This is a genomic window from Amycolatopsis lurida (assembly GCF_900105055.1).
GTDB lineage: Bacteria > Actinomycetota > Actinomycetes > Mycobacteriales > Pseudonocardiaceae > Amycolatopsis > Amycolatopsis lurida.
In genome coordinates this window covers 6944051-6961934 of sequence record NZ_FNTA01000004.1, presented here as the reverse complement: position 1 = coordinate 6961934, position 17884 = coordinate 6944051, and the positions used below count along the sequence as shown (strand labels likewise).

Annotated in this window: 19 protein-coding genes; 11 read left to right on the top strand and 8 right to left on the bottom strand. The window is 69.2% G+C overall.

Going from position 1 to position 17884, the window contains the following annotated elements; genetic code table 11:
• Nucleotides 1-2 precede the first annotated feature (2 nt).
• Together BLW75_RS38000 and BLW75_RS37995 are read left to right on the top strand one after the other, a co-directional pair.
• Nucleotides 3-971 carry a serine hydrolase domain-containing protein gene (locus BLW75_RS38000; protein ID WP_241783936.1) on the top strand — a complete coding sequence of 323 codons (969 nt, stop codon included), beginning with the start codon at nucleotides 3-5 and terminating at the stop codon, nucleotides 969-971.
• 496 nt (nucleotides 972-1467) lie between these two features.
• A complete protein-coding gene (locus BLW75_RS37995) occupies nucleotides 1468-2499 on the top strand; it encodes an HNH endonuclease signature motif containing protein (RefSeq protein ID WP_034319396.1) in 1032 nt (343 codons plus the stop codon).
• A 170-nt stretch (nucleotides 2500-2669) separates the two neighbouring features.
• Here BLW75_RS37995 and cpt read toward each other — a convergent pair whose 3' ends face one another.
• Entirely contained in the window at nucleotides 2670-3191 is a 522-nt protein-coding gene (gene cpt / locus BLW75_RS37990; protein ID WP_241783939.1) for a chloramphenicol phosphotransferase CPT, read from the bottom strand.
• 207 nt (nucleotides 3192-3398) lie between these two features.
• Here cpt and BLW75_RS37985 point away from each other — a divergent pair, with 207 nt between their 5' ends.
• The gene (locus BLW75_RS37985) at nucleotides 3399-4097 is read left to right on the top strand and encodes a S1 family peptidase (RefSeq protein ID WP_034319400.1); all 699 of its coding nucleotides are present in this window, start codon (nucleotides 3399-3401) and stop codon (nucleotides 4095-4097) included.
• A 200-nt stretch (nucleotides 4098-4297) separates the two neighbouring features.
• Here BLW75_RS37985 and BLW75_RS37980 read toward each other — a convergent pair whose 3' ends face one another.
• Entirely contained in the window at nucleotides 4298-5251 is a 954-nt protein-coding gene (locus BLW75_RS37980; RefSeq protein ID WP_034319439.1) for a hypothetical protein, read from the bottom strand.
• Nucleotides 5252-5481: 230 nt separating this feature from the next.
• Between BLW75_RS37980 and BLW75_RS37975 the strand changes: the two genes are divergently transcribed.
• From BLW75_RS37975 to BLW75_RS37950, 6 genes are all read left to right on the top strand, one after another.
• Nucleotides 5482-5823 carry a WXG100 family type VII secretion target gene (locus BLW75_RS37975; protein ID WP_076153289.1) on the top strand — a complete coding sequence of 114 codons (342 nt, stop codon included), beginning with the start codon at nucleotides 5482-5484 and terminating at the stop codon, nucleotides 5821-5823.
• 21 nt (nucleotides 5824-5844) lie between these two features.
• On the top strand, nucleotides 5845-6147 hold the full coding sequence (locus BLW75_RS37970; RefSeq protein ID WP_005155348.1) for a hypothetical protein: 303 nt from the start codon (nucleotides 5845-5847) through the stop codon (nucleotides 6145-6147).
• 113 nt (nucleotides 6148-6260) lie between these two features.
• Nucleotides 6261-6665 (top strand): hypothetical protein, encoded by a 405-nt coding sequence (locus BLW75_RS37965; RefSeq protein ID WP_034319402.1) that lies wholly within the window; start codon nucleotides 6261-6263, stop codon nucleotides 6663-6665.
• Nucleotides 6662-7969 carry a WXG100 family type VII secretion target gene (locus BLW75_RS37960; RefSeq protein WP_091599226.1) on the top strand — a complete coding sequence of 436 codons (1308 nt, stop codon included), beginning with the start codon at nucleotides 6662-6664 and terminating at the stop codon, nucleotides 7967-7969. The genes BLW75_RS37965 and BLW75_RS37960 overlap by 4 nt, the downstream gene beginning before the upstream one ends.
• A gap of 30 nt (nucleotides 7970-7999) precedes the next feature.
• A complete protein-coding gene (locus BLW75_RS37955; protein ID WP_034321293.1) occupies nucleotides 8000-9346 on the top strand; it encodes an alpha/beta hydrolase in 1347 nt (448 codons plus the stop codon).
• 10 nt (nucleotides 9347-9356) lie between these two features.
• Nucleotides 9357-9737: a hypothetical protein gene (locus BLW75_RS37950; protein WP_034321296.1), complete on the top strand. Its 381-nt coding sequence runs from the start codon at nucleotides 9357-9359 to the stop codon at nucleotides 9735-9737.
• A gap of 64 nt (nucleotides 9738-9801) precedes the next feature.
• Here BLW75_RS37950 and BLW75_RS37945 read toward each other — a convergent pair whose 3' ends face one another.
• Genes BLW75_RS37945 through nadA form a run of 4 tightly spaced genes read right to left on the bottom strand, consistent with a single transcriptional unit; the run spans nucleotide 9802 to nucleotide 14567 of the window.
• Nucleotides 9802-10971: a S8 family serine peptidase gene (locus BLW75_RS37945; RefSeq protein WP_034321299.1), complete on the bottom strand. Its 1170-nt coding sequence runs from the start codon at nucleotides 10969-10971 to the stop codon at nucleotides 9802-9804.
• Between the two features lie 46 nt (nucleotides 10972-11017).
• Entirely contained in the window at nucleotides 11018-11908 is an 891-nt protein-coding gene (gene nadC / locus BLW75_RS37940; RefSeq protein ID WP_034321302.1) for a carboxylating nicotinate-nucleotide diphosphorylase, read from the bottom strand.
• Entirely contained in the window at nucleotides 11905-13560 is a 1656-nt protein-coding gene (locus BLW75_RS37935) for an L-aspartate oxidase (RefSeq protein WP_091599222.1), read from the bottom strand. Before BLW75_RS37935 ends, nadC begins: the two co-directional genes overlap by 4 nt.
• Complete coding sequence (nadA, locus tag BLW75_RS37930) at nucleotides 13557-14567, bottom strand: quinolinate synthase NadA (protein ID WP_034321305.1); 1011 nt, start codon at nucleotides 14565-14567, stop codon at nucleotides 13557-13559. Before nadA ends, BLW75_RS37935 begins: the two co-directional genes overlap by 4 nt.
• 115 nt (nucleotides 14568-14682) lie before the next feature.
• Between nadA and BLW75_RS37925 the strand changes: the two genes are divergently transcribed.
• Both BLW75_RS37925 and BLW75_RS37920 read left to right on the top strand, forming a co-directional pair.
• Nucleotides 14683-15318 carry an NUDIX hydrolase gene (locus tag BLW75_RS37925; RefSeq protein WP_034321308.1) on the top strand — a complete coding sequence of 212 codons (636 nt, stop codon included), beginning with the start codon at nucleotides 14683-14685 and terminating at the stop codon, nucleotides 15316-15318.
• Nucleotides 15319-15358: 40 nt separating this feature from the next.
• Complete coding sequence (locus BLW75_RS37920; protein WP_034321312.1) at nucleotides 15359-16075, top strand: LON peptidase substrate-binding domain-containing protein; 717 nt, start codon at nucleotides 15359-15361, stop codon at nucleotides 16073-16075.
• A gap of 11 nt (nucleotides 16076-16086) precedes the next feature.
• Here the strand turns inward: BLW75_RS37920 and BLW75_RS37915 are convergent, their stop codons facing one another.
• The gene (locus BLW75_RS37915; RefSeq protein ID WP_034321315.1) at nucleotides 16087-17145 is read right to left on the bottom strand and encodes a M48 family metallopeptidase; all 1059 of its coding nucleotides are present in this window, start codon (nucleotides 17143-17145) and stop codon (nucleotides 16087-16089) included.
• A 48-nt stretch (nucleotides 17146-17193) separates the two neighbouring features.
• Complete coding sequence (locus tag BLW75_RS37910; RefSeq protein WP_034321318.1) at nucleotides 17194-17799, bottom strand: DUF2567 domain-containing protein; 606 nt, start codon at nucleotides 17797-17799, stop codon at nucleotides 17194-17196.
• Nucleotides 17800-17884: the final 85 nt, after the last annotated feature.

Genomic DNA, 17884 nt, shown 5'->3' with positions numbered 1-17884 from the left:
GCATGGCACTGGATCTGCCCGCCGTCCACGCCGCCGCGGCGGCACAGGCCGAGCGCGTCACGCCGGGCATCGGCGACATGAGCGCGTATCTGGCCAGTCAGGTGAAGGAACGTTCGCACCGTGAGGTGCTGGGGCCGCTGCGGCCGGCGTCGGGAACCAGCGGGGTGATCCTTCACGGCGGTGAGCGCATCGCCGCGTGGGGTGATCCCGATACGCCGGAAATGGCCTTCAGCGTCACCAAGAGCGTCGTGTCGATCGTCGCTGGGGTCGCGTTCGACCAGGGCCTGCTCCCCGACCCGAACCGGCCTGTGGCGGACACTGTGGACCTGCCGGAGCTGGCCGGGGCCTCGATCACCTGGCATCACCTGTTGCAACAGATCAGCGAATGGGATGGGTACCTTTGGGGCAAACCGTCCTGGCTGGACGGCCCTCGCCGCGACGGAACGCCGGGCTCGGCCTGGGAATACAACGACGTTCGTGTCAACCTCCTTTGCCTGGCCCTCACCCACCTTTTCGGCCGAGCGTTGCCTTCGGTGCTGGACGAACACGTCCTCGGTCCGCTCGGCGCGTCGGATACGTGGTCCTGGCACGGCTATCGGAACTCGCTGACCACCATCGGCGGCGAGACCGTCCCGGTGGTCAGCGGCGGCGCCCATTGGGGAGGCGGGCTGTGGATCTCCGCCGCCGATCTCTCCCTGCTCGGTCTGCTCTGTCTCCACGACGGGTTGCTCAGCAAAAGCTGGATCGAACGCAGTTGGACGCCCTGTCCGCTGAAGCCGGACTACGGCTATCTCTGGTGGCTCAACCCGTTCCCTTCCGCGCCGCCGACCGGTCGTGCCGCGCGGGGCAACGCGGATCAGCACTTGCTGTGGATCGACCCCAGTCGCGATCTGGTCATCGTTTCCCGGTGGGGGCAGGACGTCGAGGAACTTGTGCGGGACGTTTCGGAGGCCGTTCCTGTCGTGGGGTGACTTCTGCATTTGTTGCGATTAAGGCGAAGCAAGTCTGGCGCGCTAGGTTTTCTTGTTTCCCAGTGGAATCTCGCGCACTTGCCTCAAGATCGCCTGCAACGGCGCATCACGTCACCCGCCAACCCTCTGCGATACGACCAATATCCCATGCGGCACAATGACTGTTTGACCCCCAGCTTTTTTGCAACACGCACTCACCCGGCAACGCAGGACGAGCTCACCGACAGGCACAGGCACTAGGATGACCTGACCCTGCCCAAGCGTTCAGCAAAGTGAAGCCTGGAGGCGGCGTACTCACCAGTCGAATCCATATCAGTGGCGTTCGAACTTGTGTTCGAGTATGATCTTGGTCATGGCCACATCTTTTGCTTTTAATCCGAAGGCTGCTCGTTTTCTGGATGTTGCTTGTGGGGAGGAGGTTGTGTTGCGTCGGGCGCAGGGGCGGCAGGTGCGTTCGATAGCGGGTTTCGCTGGGGTGGGTGGGTCGCGAAGATCGGTGACCGAGGAGGTCGCGTTGGCGTTCTCGGTCTCTCGTAATCAGGCGTTTCTGTTGGTCGAGACGTCGTGTGCGCTGGTGGGGCGGTTGCCGCACACGTTGGCGGCGTTGGAGCGCGGTGATATCGATCTGTTCAAGGCGTCGAAGGTGTCTCAGTTGACCCGGGAGGTGTCCGATGAGGTCGCCGGCCGGGTGGATGCGTGGATGGCCACGCGTCTGGCCGGGCGTGACCCTGCCGCGATCCGGAAGTCGGTGGATCACGCGGTGCAGAAGTTCGATCCCGGCGGCTACCGGGAACGCGCCGAGAGCAAACGCGCGTTGCGGCATGTGTCGCTGGAACACGAGGACGAGACCATGTCGAAACTGTCGGGCTGGCTCCCCGCCGAAATCGCCAGTTCGATCTACGCGTCCCTGAGCCAGACGGCGAAGAAACGCCGCCGGACCGATCAGTCCCGCACCCTCGATCAGCACCGGGCCGATATCTTCGCCGAGCGGCTGCTGGCCGAGGACGGCCACGGGACACCACGAGCGCATGTCCATGTCTATGTCGACTTACTGACCCTGACCGGCGCCCGGGAAGACCCCGCGACCCTGGCCGGTTACGGACCCGTTCCCGGCTGGCTCGCCCGCGAGATCGCCGCCGACCCCGGCTCGACCTGGTCCCGGCTGATCACCGACCCCGCCACGGGGCAGCTCCTGGAAGCCAGCCCCGGCACCTACCGGTCCCCGGCCTCACTCGCCCGCCTGATCAAAGCCCGCGACCGGGAATGCACCCACCCCGGCTGCCACCGCCCGGCCGAGTTCTCCGAAATCGACCACATCACCACCTGGGCCCGGCACGGCACCACCGACCACCACAACTGCCACGCCGCCTGCACCATCCACAACCTCCTCAAAGAAGAACCCGGCTGGACCACCCACCCCACCGGCAACGGCAGCATGACCATCACCACCCCCACCGGCCACACCTACACCACCACCCCCGAACCACTCCACAACCCACGACCGAAGGACAACCCGCCACCCTTCTAAAGCGCCGCCGCCCGACTTCGACGAAGGTTTCTCAAGAGGCACCTTCGTGGCTCAGTCATGCCCTGAGTGATCTGTCCACTTTGGAGTCCACGCTCGCGACTGCATCGCGTCTTCGCCCAGTCTCGGTCGACGCCAGGCAGATCACCGCCATAACCAGCGCCCCACCGAAATCACCCGACCCGAGCCGCGATCTCTCGCGCACAAACCAAGGCCTCATTCACCCCGGTGTCCACCTCAAGGTCGTAAACCACGCCTCGATGCACGACTTCGGCCTGTGTCTCAGCCATCCCCGTGACCCGATCTCCCCGCGCCATCTCCCGCCCGGCGGCCACGGCGCCGTCGCACCGGACCCCGACCCACAGCACCTCGATTCCGGCCAACGCTTCACGCCACCGCCGCTGTGACGCGGCCCCGCCGAGGAACGCGTCGTCGATGATGACCCGGGCCCCGGCACGCACCATCGCCGCGACACCGGCCATCCACGCGTTCTCGAGCCGCCGGAAACCGGATCCGACGCTCACCCCACCGTCCGCCGCGAAGTCGATCCCGTCGTCCACCGTGGACGGCATGGCGTCGATCAAGGTGTCCACGCCGAGGGTGAGCCAGGGATCCGGCAACACCGCTTGCAGACACCTGGCGATTCCCGACTTACCCGAACTGGAGCCGCCGTTGAGCACGATCACTGTCGTCACGCGAACACCCTAGACGTCGGCAGGCGAACCACGGCCCGGGAATCCGGATACAACGGACGTCCACGGCAAAAGGCAGCATCCACCCGATTCTGGAATTCACGCAGGACGGATAACCGACTTCGGTAGGTTACAAAAACCCTTACCGCCGCCTAACTTGGTGAAACCGAAACGGAATCCCGACGCAGGCCGAAGGGCGTATTCATGCGTATGTCCAAGATAGTCGCAGCGGTGGCCGGTGCCGCCGCGGCGCTGACCCTTGCCGCCACCCCCGCCGCGAACGCGAGCCAGGACATCATCGGCGGCGGAACCGTGAGTTCCGCGCCGTGGGGCGCCCAGATCTACTGGAACGACGCGACCGCGTACGGGGGTTTCAACTGCTCCGGCACCATCATCGCGCCGCAATGGGTCCTCACCGCGAAGCACTGCCTCAACGAGCCCGGCATGCACGTCAAGGTCGGCAACGTCAACCTGAACCAGGGCACCGAGGCCGACGTCGACCAGCAGAAGGCCGCGCCGAGCAGCGACATCGCCCTCCTGCACCTCACGGCCGCGGTCAGCACGACGTACATGAAGCTCGGCACCGCGAACCCGGCCAACGGCACCACCAACCAGATCTACGGCTGGGGCCGCACGCAGGGCAACAACCCGCCGTCGAGTGTCCTGAAGACGGCCGACGTCCGCATCACCGGCACCAGCAGCGACGCGTACGGCGGCCAGGCCATCGCCAGCGTCGGCGTCAACGGTTCCGCCTGGCACGGCGATTCGGGCGGCCCGCAGCTTTCGAACGGCGTCCAGGTCGGGGTCTGCTCGACCGGCAGCAACTCCGGCACGAACCCGCAGGGAACCCAGAACTACGCCAGCGTCGCCGCGAGCCGCGACTGGATCCGCACCACCGCGGGAGTCTGACCCGGAAAGGGACCGTTCACCCCGAACGGTCCCTTTTCGCCCGTCCAGGCGCACTTCGACTTTTCCGTCGACCGGTACCCGGAACCGACCTTGGCATCGCAGGCTTGAGCTCGGCCAGCGATCGGACACCCCGGGCTCCGGATCGGCTGGAAGCTCGTCCGGCTATTTGTTCACCCCGAACGGTCCCCTTTCCGGCGAAATCACCTCAATTGATGCATCGGCCGCGAAACACGAAGCGAAAGAACCGAACCGGCCGCCACGACGGCGATGATTCCCACACCCGCGACCAGCGTCCAGAAATCCGGGTGCACGATGGACTGTCCTCGCTGAGCTTGCCAGGTGAGCAGCACGAGCACCCCCGCGAAACCCACCGAAGCGGTCCGCACCAGATTCCGCCGCACGAACTCCGATTCGAGCACCGGATACCGCCGGGCGAGCTTGAGCAGCCCGAAGGCGACCAGTGGCAGCACCTGGATCGCGTGGATCCCGAAGAAGTGCGGGATCCGCATGTCCCCGCCCACGGTGCTCCATCCCAGCACCGGCAGCCCCGGGCCACCGTCGGGTACACCGACCGCGTGGGCGCCGAGGACCGACGGCCGTTCGCCGGCGCGGAACTGGGCCATCTGCTGTTCGTTCGGCCCGAACATCAGCAGCGCGACGCCGATTCCGGCGACCGACAGGGCGGCACCCGCGCGTAACGCGGAGTTCATCGCCCGGTCGGGAAGACGTTGGAACAACAGGAGAAGTGCGATGGCCGCCGTCGCTCCCCAGCCGGTGAAGGCGCCGTTCGCGACCATGTTGTTGATCCACTGATCGGCGGGCGTCTCCCGGTTGAAGTGGAGTGTCCGGCCGCGGATGGCGATCTGCCAGAACAGCAGCGCCATGTCCAGGCCGAGCCCGGCGGCGAACACCGTCCCGAGCCACCAGCCGAGCCGCTTGCCCCGGGTCAGCTGCCCGATCAGCCAGGCCAGCGTCACCGCGTAGAGTCCCACGGAAATCGTGAACTTGAGCGGTTTGAGCCAGATGGGCGCGTTGACGAGGCTGCGATCGTCGAAAACGAGACCCCCGAGCGCCACGACCCCGAGCACCGCCATCGCCGCCGCCAAGATCATCAACGGTCGATGCAAGACAACCCTGGATCCCTTGTCCACCATGGGATCGAGCGTGCCGGGAAGCTCCGATCCGGACACTGGAGCGCTCCCCCTGATCGAGGGTGGGGAAAGCCCTACCGCCGACCTGTGGGTAATAGTGCCGTCAGCGCGACCGGCAGTTGTGCCGTTTGACCGCACTCACCTCTTTTCTAGCGTGTCCTTCACAAGAGCAGACAGGGCGTCCCCTGGTGCTCACCGGGATTTCCAGCGAGATGAGAGGAGGTGGCCCATCAATGACCGGTACGGGATATCAGGCAGACGCAGCTGCGATGGCGCGCGCCGTCCAGGGGTTCGAGGAGACCGCGTCGAACGCCAAGACCACGATGGCCAGCTTGGAGAGCGAGCTGACCCAGACCCTGCACAACTACAAGGGTGACCAGGCGGTCGCGTTCTGGGATCTGCAGCGCCGTCTGCAGGAGAAGATGACCATCGCCGTGAACGAGCTCAACACGATGTCGCGCCTCGTGCACGAGAGCAACCGGAACTACAACTCGGGTGACGAGCAGGTCCGGGAAAGCCTCACCGGGGTCAGCGGAGTCGTCGACCAGACCGTGATCCACCGGCTGAACCCCTGATCCGCGAGAGGACCACCCATCATGGCTGACGTCGTCGAAATCAACTTCGCCGCGCTGCAGCACAGCTCGGCCTCGCTGGCCGCCAAGGCCAAGGCGCTCACGTCCCAGCTCGAACAGCTGCACACCAACCTGCAGCCGATCACCCAGACCTGGTACGCCTCCGGCAGCTCCGCCGGTGAGGCCGCCCGTGCGTCTGAAACCCGCCTGCGCCAGGCCACCGCGGACATCGTGGCGATCATCGCGCAGTTCGGTGGCAAGGTCGGCGACGCCCACGATCTCCAGCACAGCCTGGAGAACCGTAACCAGGGCCTGTTCGCCGGCTGATCGTCCCCATCCGTCGGCCGGCCGGTGCTTTCACCCCCCTCGGCACCGGCCGGCCGGCTTTGCGCGTAGTCGTCCCCTTGTCGGCGTGGCCGTTCACGAGAGAGCCGGGATCAATGCAAGACCAGTCGTACTACGTCCATCTGGAATCACTGAAGGACTTCGTGCGGGAACTGGAGACCCAGATCCACGCGATGTCCAAGCCGAACGACTTCCTGTTGACCCTGACCGAACAGCCGCTGCTGTTCGGCGAGTTCGGTGAGGCGGGTTCACTCACCAAGGCGCACCAGGCGGCCGTCGCCGAGATGCAGGGTCTGCTTGATCAGGTCAAGGGCGCGATCACCTTCGCGCAGGACGTCACGACGACCGTCGCCGACGGCTATGCGGCGGCGGACGACTCGGTGGCGGGCGACATCAACCACGCGAGCCAGCAGACCGGGCTACTCGATCCGTTGCTCAACGTCCTCGGGGGCGTGCTGGGCGGCAACAGCGGCTCGAACGGCGGGGGGAACAAGGGATGACCGAGACCGCGCACACGAACTTCGCCGCGTACTCGCACCAGCAGCTTTACGCGATGCTGCAGGCGGGCGACCCCAACACGGCGCGCCACGCGGCCCACAAATGGCAGTCCACCGGCCTCGGGCTCTTCGAACAGGCCGAGAACCTGACCGGCGAGCTGAAGGAGTTCTCCGGCAACTGGACCGGTGGCGCCGCCGACAAGTACCACACGATGATCAGCGACCTCGTCGGCGGAATCCGCAAGGTCGCCCAGACCGCGCAGGCGATGAACAACCTCCTCGAGGACGCCGCGGACGCGCTGGTGAAGGCCAAGAAGGAGATGCCGCCGCCGGTCGCGGTGCCCGACGTCTCCCCCGCGGACCTCGCGCTGGCCGTCAACCCGCCGCTGCTGCCGCCGGATTCGTCGCAGGCGACGATCATCAACGCCGCACAGCAGCGGCAGCAGGCCATCGCGAACGTCGAAGCGCAGCAGCAGGCCGCGGGCGCGGCCAGCGCGGCGCACGGCAAGGCGATCGTGGTGATGACCCAGCTCGCGGGTGAGTACTCCTCCGTGGAGGAGTCCATTCCGGCCTCGCCGAACGCCGTCACCCCGCCGCCGGTCACCGGTGGTGGCACCACCCCGGGTGGTTCGGTCGGCAACAGCATCGGCGGAACGCCCGGTGTCGGGCTGGTTCCCGGCGACAACACACACCCGCTGCCCTCGGACGGCTCCACGCCGCCCACCACCGGGCAACCGGGTCAGGTGCCCAAATCGAACCCGTTGTTCGGCGACATGTTCACCGCCGGTCTCGCCGCTGCCTCGGCCGCCGCGTTCGGCCGGTTCGGCTCGATCATGCCGCGGGTGCCCGCGTGGGCGAACGGCAAGAACCCCAAGGACGAGAAGAAGGACGGCGAGGTCATCGGCGGCGGTGCCGGCGGGACGGGCGCGACCGCGGGCGGCGCCGGCGGCGGCATCCCGATCGGCGGTGGCGGAGCGCCCTCGCTGGACGGTGGCGCGATCGGCGCGGGCGGCGGCGGGGTCTCCGGCCCCGGTGAGGTCCCGGCCGCGTTCTCCGGTCTGGCAGGCGACGGCGGCTCGGGCAGCGCGATGAGCGGCCTGGCGGGCGGAGCGGCCGGTGCCGCGGGCGCGGCGGCGGCCAAGGGCGCGATGCCGATGATGCCCATGATGCCGATGGGCATGGGCGCGGGCGGCGACATGGGTTCCGGGCGGCGTATCCCGCCGTGGCTCGTGGAGACCGAGAACGTCTGGGGTCAGTCGGCCCCGGTCGCTCCCGCCGTGCTCGGCGAAGAACCCGAACAGTACTGATCGTTTTCCACCAGGAGAGGCGGCTCGGTGATGGCATCCAGTGCGGGCGGTTACCGAGTCGCCCCCGCCAGGCTCGAAGCGGCGGCGGCCGAACTCGAACAGCGCGCCGGCGTACTCAAGACCGCGCAGACCGCGCTGGCGGGTGAAAACGTCCCCGCGAGCGCGTTCGGCCAGGTTTCGGCGTCCAGCGCGGCTTCGGCGACGTACGCCAAGACGATCAAGGACGTCGCGGGCAAACTCGACGGCCAGATCACCAAGGCGACGGTGATCCATCAAGGGCTCACCTCCGCGGGTGGCGGTTACCGGCGCGCCGACGTCCAGATCGCCGCCTCGTACCGGTCGCTGATGCCGGAGAACCCGTTGCCCAAGGCCGGGAATCCGTCCGGCGTCGGCGGCGCGGCCGACACCGGCTCGTGGGCCACCGCGATCGCCGAGAACCGCACGAAGGTCACCGACGCGCTGACCGCCGAACGCGAGCGGCTCGCGAACCTCCTGGCACAGGGCGGAAAAGCCGACGACATCGCGAACGCGCGCACCCGGATCGCGCTGTACGAGGACATCCTCGCCAACGACCGGCAGATCCTGCGGTTCGATCCGTCCGGCAACGGGCGTATCGCCGAACTGGTCGGCCGCATCGAACCGGGCACGCGCAACGTCGGGTTGTTCGTCCCCGGCGTCAACACCTCGTTCGGCAACTTCCAGAGCTACGCCGACCTCGGCAAAAGCCTGGTCGCCGCGGACGCCACCGGACGGACCGCGATGGTGGTCTGGGCCGACGGGGTCTTCCCGCAGAGCGTCGTCACCGAAGGGCCGGCCGCGCATTACGCGCAGGCGATGGCGCCCGATCTCAAGGCGTTCGGCGACGAACTGCGCGGCCAGATCGACAGTCACGCCGGACCGGGCGTCGTGGTCACCGCCGTCGGGCACAGCTACGGCGGCGCGACCGTGGGGCTCGCCGAGCAGCTCGGGCTCAAGGCCGACCAGGTGCTGCACGTCGAGTCCGCGGGGATGGGGCACGGGATCTGGGGCCCGGACGACCTCCCGGCCAGCCAGGCCGGTGTGCAGCGGTACTCCATGACGGCTCCCTTCGACCCGATCGTGGTGGCACAGGGCAACGCGGGGCTCGTCGAATGGCTCGGCGCCGGCCACGGAGCGGACCCCGACCGCTTCCCCGGCGTCGTCGAACTGGAAACCGGCCGCGACGCGAACGGCGATCTGCAGTGGGGCCTCGAGTCCCACAGCGGTGTGCTCAAGCCGGGTTCCGATTCATGGAACAACATCTACGGTGTGATCACGGGCGGCGCGGTCACGCACGAGGGCTTCACCGGCGGCTCGCTGCGCGAGATGGTCATCGAAGGCGTCGGACGAGGCTTGTGAGGGGCTGGTCATGATCACCAGGAACACCGAGCTCGACCCGCTGGCCGAGGACTTGACGGCGGTCATCGACGGTGTCGCGGGCATCTTCGGCTCCGCCGCGGAGCGCACCGTGGAAGGCGAGCTGGACTGCGACCCGACCCAGCCGGGCCGGTTGCTCTGCTGGCAGTACGGCCTCCGGGTGGACGACGCGACCGACGCGATCCGCAAACTCGTCGACGTCGTCCTGCCCCTGCTGGAAAGCCAGGGCTGGCGGACGCGCGACCGCAGCAACCCGCGTGAGCTGATCGCGCAGTTCAGCCGCGACGGCGCCGACTTCAACGTGCACGTCTCCCGCGCCGGCGACGGCGTGGCCATCGTGGGCTCGACGGCCTGCGTACCTGTCGTCCCCTAAACCCCAGGGGGTCGCGAAAAGACCTCGTGAGTGGCGGCGGTGTCCCCCAGTACACCGCCGCCGCTCACGAGGCGCGGAATCGCGAAGGCTTCCAACCCCGGCGCTTGCCCCGCCGGACCGCGGCCACCACCACGCCCGCCGCGATGGCCGCGGCCACCCCGGAGAGGGCGAGCACACCGGAAACCTTGTCCGCGTTGGCCCGCGCGGGCGCGGCGGCGGGGACGACGAAGGTGTCCGGGCCGGTGTTCGGCGGTCCTCCCGGACCGGGTGTACCGGCCGGGATCGAGGCGGAAACGGCGGCGTAGGCGTCGATCGCGCCCCAGCCCCGCCGAGGATCGTGCCCACCGGTCGGGCCGCGATGCGCGGTCAGCGTCAGCCGCGTGACGACCTGCTCCGGCGACAGCTCCGGGTGATACGCGCGCACCAGCGCGGCGACTCCCGCGACGTGCGCGGCGGCCAGGCTCGGGTCGCTCACCGGCCATCGGTGCGCCACGGTCCCGCCCGCGCCCGCGGATGTGCTGACCAGTTCGGCGCCGGGCGCGGAGATCCCCACGTAGGAACCGGCCTCCGTCTGCACCGCCTCACCGGCCTGGTTGGTCGATCCCACGGCGAGCACGCCGGGTGTCGCGGTCGGGTAGGAGGTCTGGCCCTGTTGCGACCCCGCGGCGGGCGAGATGACCAGCGCGCCTTTCTCCCTGGCACGCGAGACGGCACCGGTCAGCGCGGGGCTGTCGGACGCGGCCGGGACGGCGATCAGGATGATCCCGGCGCCGCGGTTCAGCGCGGTTTCGATGGCGGATGCGAGTTGCCCGGGGTCACCGCCGCCGTTCACCTGCGTGTAGCGGATCGGCAGGATCTTGGCACCCGGCGCGATACCGGTGAACGTGGTGGACGGATCCGGCTGCGCGCCGACGATCCCGGCCGCGATGGTGCCCCGGCCGTCGCAGTCGTCGGCCTGGGTGCCCTGGCCGCCGAGGAGCTGGCCGGGTGCGAACTGGCCGTTGCCGCCGTCGACCCCGGTGCCGATCACCGCGACCAGCTGCCCGGTGCCGCGGGACAGCGGCCAGATCCGCACGGGATCGATCAGCCGCTGTCCCCACGGGACGGCCGCGGTGTAGGTGCCCGTCGGGTTCGCGCACTGCTCGGCGACCGCCGCCGACGGGACTCCGATGCCGAGCGATGCCATGAAAGCCACGCATCCCGCGACGGCACTTTTACCGGCAAAGCCCACCATTCCTCCAGAATTCCCTTGTCACACAAGGGAATTCTAGTGCCGGAGATCAGCGGAGGTCCATCCCGAGGTCGAGCGCGGGTGAGGAATGCGTGAGCGCTCCGACGGCGAGGAAATCCACCCCGGACTCCGCGTACGCCCGCGCGACGTCCAGCCGCAGACCGCCCGAGGATTCCAGCCTGGTCTTCGGCGAAACCTCGTCCCGCCGGTCGACGGCCTTCGCGCATTCGTCGGGGGTGAAGTTGTCCAGCAGCACCTCGTCGGCGCCCGCGGCGAGTGCCTCCTCCAGCTGGGCCAGGTCGTCGACCTCGACCTCGCAGTGCAGTTCCGGCGCGTGCTCGCGCGCGGCCGTGAGCGCGGCGGTCACCGAACCGGCGGCGACCACGTGGTTGTCCTTGATCAGCACCGCGTCACCGAGCCCGAGCCGGTGGTTCACCCCGCCGCCCGCCCGCACGGCGTACTTCTCCAGCAACCTCAGCCCGGGCAACGTCTTGCGGGAATCCCTGACCCGGCAACCGGTCCCCTCCAGGGCGCTCACCCAGGCGGCGGTCGCGGTGGCGATACCGGACAGGTGGCACAGGAGGTTCAGCGCGGTGCGTTCGGCGGTGAGCAGGCCGCGCACCGGACCGCGGAGCACCAGCGCGGGTTCGCCGGCGGTCAGCCGGTCGCCGTCGTCGCGGGCGGCCAGGATCTCCAGATCCGAACCGAGCACGACGTCGAACACCGCCAGCGCCACCGGGATCCCGGCGACCACGCCTGCCGTCCTCGGTGTCAGTTCGGCCAGCGCGCGGGCGGATTCGGGCACGGTGGCGTTCGTCGTCGCGTCGGGACCGTAGCGCAGATCCTCGGCAAGGGCCGTCGTGACGACACGGTGCACATCGGCGACGTCGAGACCGTGCTCGGCCAGCGCCTTGGTGACCCACGGGGAGAATTCGGTCATGCCACACCCTCCAAAGCGATCGGATCGGCCAGCACCGGCTGCCCCGAAGGACTGAGCCGGATGAGCTGACCGCGTTGCCAGACGTTGTCGTCGCGTTCGGGGAAATCGGTCCGCACGTGGCAGCCGCGGGACTCCGTCCGGCGCGCCGCCGCCGCGACCAGTGCCTCCGCCACCAGCGTGAGCGCCGCGTCCTCCACGATCCGGGGAGTCCACAAAGGACTTTCCGTCACCGAGAGATCCAGCACCGAACCCACGACCGAAAGACCTTCGGCGTCCCGGCCGATGGCGGCGTACCGGCTCATCGCCCGCTGCAACGCGTCGCGATCGGCCACCGCGACGTTCGCCGGCGGCATGAGCACACCGCGGCGCGGGTCGGCGAGCAAGCCGGCGGCGAGATCGATGGCGACCGCCTCCGCCACCCGCTGCCCGACGACCAGGCCTTCGAGCAAACTGTTGGAGGCCAGCCGATTCGCGCCGTGCAGGCCGGTTCTGGCGACCTCGCCCGCCGCGTAGAGACCGCGGACACCGGAGCGCCCGTCCACAGTGGTCACCACGCCACCGCAGGCGAAATGCGCCGCCGGCGTGACCGGGATCGGCTCCTTCGCCGGGTCCAGCCCGATCGCCGCGCACGCCGCGTGCACAGTCGGGAATCGCTTGGCGAACCCGGAGATCCCCGTGGCGTCAAGGAAAACGTGGTCGTCGATACCGCCGGGCGCCTGCACCATGCGACGGGTGATCGCCGCCGACACGACGTCCCGTGGCGCGAGATCTCCGAGGGGATGGACTCCCCGCATCACCGAAGCGCCCGTCGCGTCGTGCAACGTCGCGCCCTCGCCGCGCACCGCCTCGGTGACCAGCGGGAGACGGCCCCGCGCACCGGGCGTGAACAGGACCGTCGGATGGAACTGCACGAACTCGACGTCCGCGACCTGCGCCCCGGCGCGCAACGCGAGCGCCAGCCCGTCCCCCGTGGCGATCTCGGGATTCGACGTCGCCTGGTAGAGCTGCCCCAGCCCGCCGCTGGCCAGCAGCACCGCCGGCGCCCGGACGGCGCCGGGCACCCCGTTGTGGTCCAGGACGGTCACACCGACGACCTCGCCCGCGGGCGTGCGGATCGCGTCGACGGCGATGTGGTTCTCCAGCACCGGGATCCGCCGGTCACCGGCCGTCGCGACCAGCGTCCGCTCGACCTCCGCACCGGTCGCGTCGCCACCGGCGTGGATGACGCGGAACGCGCTGTGCCCGCCTTCCCGCGTACGGGCGAGCTCGGGCCGCCCTTCGGCCGCCGGGTCGAAACGGGCGCCCTCGGCGCGCAGCCGGGCCACCGCGTCGGGGCCACCGGCGATGATCGACCGCACAGCGTCCTCGTCGCAGAGCCCGGCACCGGCGACGAGGGTGTCCTCGGCGTGCTTGCCGACCGAATCGCCTCGCTCGTGCTCACCCTCCAGCACGACCGCGATGCCGCCCTGCGCCCAGCGGGTGTTCCCGTCGGAGACCGCGGCCTTGGTGACCACCAGGACGTGCAGGCCGAGCTCCCGCGCGCGCAGCGCCGCGGTCAGCCCGGCGACGCCGCTGCCGATCACCACGAGATCGGCGGCGGCCTCCCAGACCGGATGGGTTTTCGCCTGAAGGGCGGTAACCTGGTCGGTCATTCTCCGCCGCCAGGCTGCCCGATCTCGATCATGCGCTGCACGGAAGCGCGGGCACGGGCGGCGGTCTCGGCGTCGACGTGGACCTCGTCGGATCCCTCGCGCAGCGAGCGCAGCAGGGCGGCCGGCGTGATCATCTTCATGTACCGGCAGGACGCCCGGTCGTTCACCGCGCGGAAGTCGATCTCCGGCGCGGCCTTGCGCAGCTGGTGGATCATCCCGATCTCGGTGGCCACGAGCACCGACTTCGCCTTGGTGTCGCGGGCGGCGTGGACCATGTCGCCGGTCGAGAGGATCTTGACCCGCTCGGGGGCGACGGCGCCCTCGCCGGCGAGGTACAGCGCCGAGGTCGCGCAGCCGCATTCCGGGTGGATGAACAGGTCGGCGTCCGGGTTCTCCGAGGCCCTCTCGGCCAGCTCGGCGCCGTTGATCCCGGCGTGCACGTGACACTCCCCGGCCCAGATGTGCATGTTCTCCCGGCCGGTCACGCGTTTGACGTGCGCACCGAGGAACTGGTCCGGCAGGAAGAGAACCTCCTGGTCAGCGGGGATGGAAGCGACCACGTCGACGGCGTTCGACGAGGTGCAGCAGATGTCGGTCTCCGCCTTGACCTCGGCCGTGGTGTTCACGTACGACACGACGACCGCGCCCGGGTGCTCGGCCTTCCAGGCGCGCAGTTCGGCGCCGGTGATCGAGTCCGCGAGCGAGCAGCCCGCCCGCGCGTCCGGGATCAGGACGGTCTTCTCGGGCGCCAGGATCTTCGCCGTCTCGGCCATGAAGTGCACGCCGCAGAAGACGATGGTGGACGCTTCACTGCTCGCCGCGATACGGCTCAGCGCGAGGGAGTCGCCGGTGAAATCGGCGATGTCCTGGATCTCGGGGACCTGGTAGTTGTGCGCGAGCAGGACGGCGTCGCGCTTGCGAGCGAGGCTCCGCACCTCCTCCGCCCAGGCGGCGTCGGCGACAACTCCGCCGTACGGGGTCAGGTCGTTCTGCAGGGTGCTCGTCATCGTTCTGGCCCTCCTGGACCGATCTCCGGTTTTCGCCTTATAATCGAAAACCGTGCGAAGTCATCTTAACACCCAGGCCCCCCTCGCCCACGAGGTTTTGGGAGCGGTCCTGCAAGTGCGCTCCGACACACTCCGGGTCCTGCTGTGGCGGCGCGCGCTCGATCCACATCTGGGCCGCTGGTCTCTTCCCGGCGGCAGGCTTCGCCCGGATGAAGACGTCGAGGCGTCCATCCGGCGGCAGCTCGCGGAGAAGGTCGACGTACGCCAGTTGAAGCATGTGGAGCAGCTGGCGGTCTTCAGCGCGCCGGACCGGGTGCCGGGGCCCCGCGTCGTCGCGACGGCGTTCCTCGGCCTCGTACCGTCCGATGTGGACCCCGAGGTCCCCGAAGACACCGAGTGGCACGACGTTTCCGAGCTGCCGCGCACGGCGTTCGACCACGAGTCCATCGTCCTGCGCGCGCGGGACCGGCTCCGCTCGAAGCTCTGCTACACGAATCTCGGCTTCGCGCTCGCCCCGGAAGAGTTCACCGTATCGGCGTTGCGGGGCCTGTACTCGGCTGCGCTGGGTTACCGGGTGTCGGCGACGAACCTGCAGCGGGTGCTGTCCCGGCGCGGGCTGCTGGTCCCCACCGGGCACACCGCCCCGCCCGGGCGCAGCGGCGGACGTCCGGCGGCGCTCTTCTCCTTCGCGGGCAAGGGGATGCAGATCACCGACCCGTTCGCGGTCTTCCGCCCGCCCGCCGGGAAGTGACCGCCCTGCGAAGTCCTCCCGGTCCCCGTACCTTGAACGGGTGACCGAGCCGAGCGAGGAGTCCACCGGGAAGGCGATCTTGCCGCTGTTCCCGCTACAGACCGTGCTTCTGCCCGGAACACACCTTCCGTTGCACATCTTCGAACCGCGGTACCGGCAGCTGATGGCCGACCTTGTCGGCGAGGTCGTCCCGGAGCGCGAGTTCGGGGTGGTCGCCCTGCGTTCGGCGATGGTCCGGGAGGTCAGCGGGCCGGAGCACGTCCACGAAGTCGGCTGCAGCACGGTGCTGCGCGAGGCGAAACGGCTGCCGGACGGCAGATTCGACGTCGTCACCACCGCGCGGCGCCGGTTCCGGCTGCTCGAGATCGACAGCGTTTCCGCGCCGTACCTGATCGGCGCGGTCGAATGGGTGCCCGACGACCGGGTCGCCTCGGTACCCGGCGACACCGTGAACAGGCTCGCCGACGTCGCGAAGGCCGCACACCGGCGCTACTGCGAATCCGCCTGGGACGCCGACGACTGGACCACCCCGCCCGACGACGGCGACATCGCGGCGCTGGCGTACCGGCTCACCTCGGACTGCCTGCTCCCACTGGAGGACCGGCAGCGCCTGCTGGAGGAGACCAACCCGCTTCGGCGGCTGCGGATCGCGTGCCGGCTGCTGACGCGGGAGGCCGGGTTCCTCAACACGCTCGGCGCGGTCCCGATGCCACCCGGGGAACTCGGCGAGTTCACCCGCCCCTCGAACCTGAACTAGATCCTCGAGCGCTACTTGCCGGACTCCGGCGCAGCACCCTCGTCCGAACCGTTGCCCCCGCCGAACTTGCTCCACACCTTGCCCGCCGCCCCGGACACCGCCTCGCCGACATCGCTGAACACCTTCGTCAGCGGGTCGGCCGAGCTGGTCCACGAGTCCTTGTACGACTTCGCGGCCGACTTCAGGTCGTCGGTCCAGTTGGACGACGGCGCGTCCTCGTCGCGGCGCGGGTACTCACCCGCCAGGATCCCCCGGTACTCCTCCGACGCGGCCCACTTCTGCAGTTGCGCGGCGCGCACGACGGCCAGCGGATGCGACATCGTCTCGACGTAGCGCAGCTTCAGGTAGCTGTCGCGGATGTCCTCGACCGACTCGTATTCCGCCGCCTGCTGCAGGAAGGCCGGGATGTCGATCTTCGACGGGTCGATACCTCCCGCGACCAGGATCTGCGAGCGCAACGCCGCCGTCGGGTCCTGCGAGCACAGCAGACCGGCGCGGTCGCAGGACAGTTCGGCCTTGCGGTACCACTCGCGCAGCGCCGCGATGACGACGCGGATGCCGATCGCGCTCACCGGCGTCCACGACATCGACATCTGCAGGCCGATCAGCCGGATCATGATGGTGCGGTACACCGCGTGCCCGGACAGCACGTGCCCCATCTCGTGCCCGATCACGAACCGCAGCGACGCGAGGTCCATCGCCTCGACGGCCGCGGTGTTGAGCACGATGAACGGCTCGTCCATGCCGATCGTCTGCGCGTTGACCTCGGGGCTGCGGGCGACGAACAGGTTCGGCACGCGATCGAGGTCGAGCGTTTCGGCGCATTCGTTGCGCAGTTTGTCCAGCTCCGGATACTGCTTCGGGCCGACCCTGATCGCGGACGCGAGGGCCATCAGCCGCTCGCCGCGTTCGGCGTAGAAGCCCGAAACCGCCTTCACGACCTGCGCGAACCCGGGAACGGCGCGCAGTGTGGCCAGCGCGCCGCGATCGACGGGGTGTTCGTAGGCGCGCGGGCTGATACCCGGGAAGCGGACGGCGTTGTGCCGGGAAACCTCGATGTCGTCGGTCAAGAGAAAGCCCCCTAGAGATGTGTCCCGGCCCACCCTAGAGGAAATCCGTCAGCCGAGGCGGCGGCCCAGGTCTTCCCGTCCGTTCCACGCGGTCAGCAACGTGTACGCCAGCGTGGTCATCAACGGCGCGGCGAGCATGATCCACGGGGATTCGATCTGCGGCGCCTTCGTGATGACGTCGCCGACTGCGGGCGTCGAGGCGATCTCGTAGCGGCCGTTGGCGAACGCGACGCCCATCGTCGTCCCCAGCCAGCCCGCGAGGGTCGCGCCGCCGGTCGCGGCGATCAGGACGACCGGACCGCGGCGCTCCCGGAGCAGCCAGGTCACGATGCCGATCAGCAGCCCGGCTCCGAGCGCGAGGAAACCGTAGATCGCCAGATCGTCGAAGCGGTGCCAGCTCTCCAGCTCCAGCGGGGCGAGGGTGCCGCGGTCGTTGATCACGCGCATCCGCTGGGGCGGCGCGAGCCGCGACCACAGCCAGGCCAGCGGGAAGCCGAGCAGGCCCGCCGTGGACAGGACGCTGATCGCGGGCAGCAGATCGGCCTTGACGACGACCTTGGGGTGCGGGCGGTGCGGCCTCGGCAGGACGGGCACCGACCAGGGGTCGGGCACGCTGGAAGACAGATGCGCCGGTTTACCGGTCGTCTCGCCCAACCCCGGACTCCTCCCTCGTGCTGCTTGTGCAGAGCGTAACCAATGACGCCCCCAGCGCACGCGCCTCCACCGCGTTTCGTCCTCC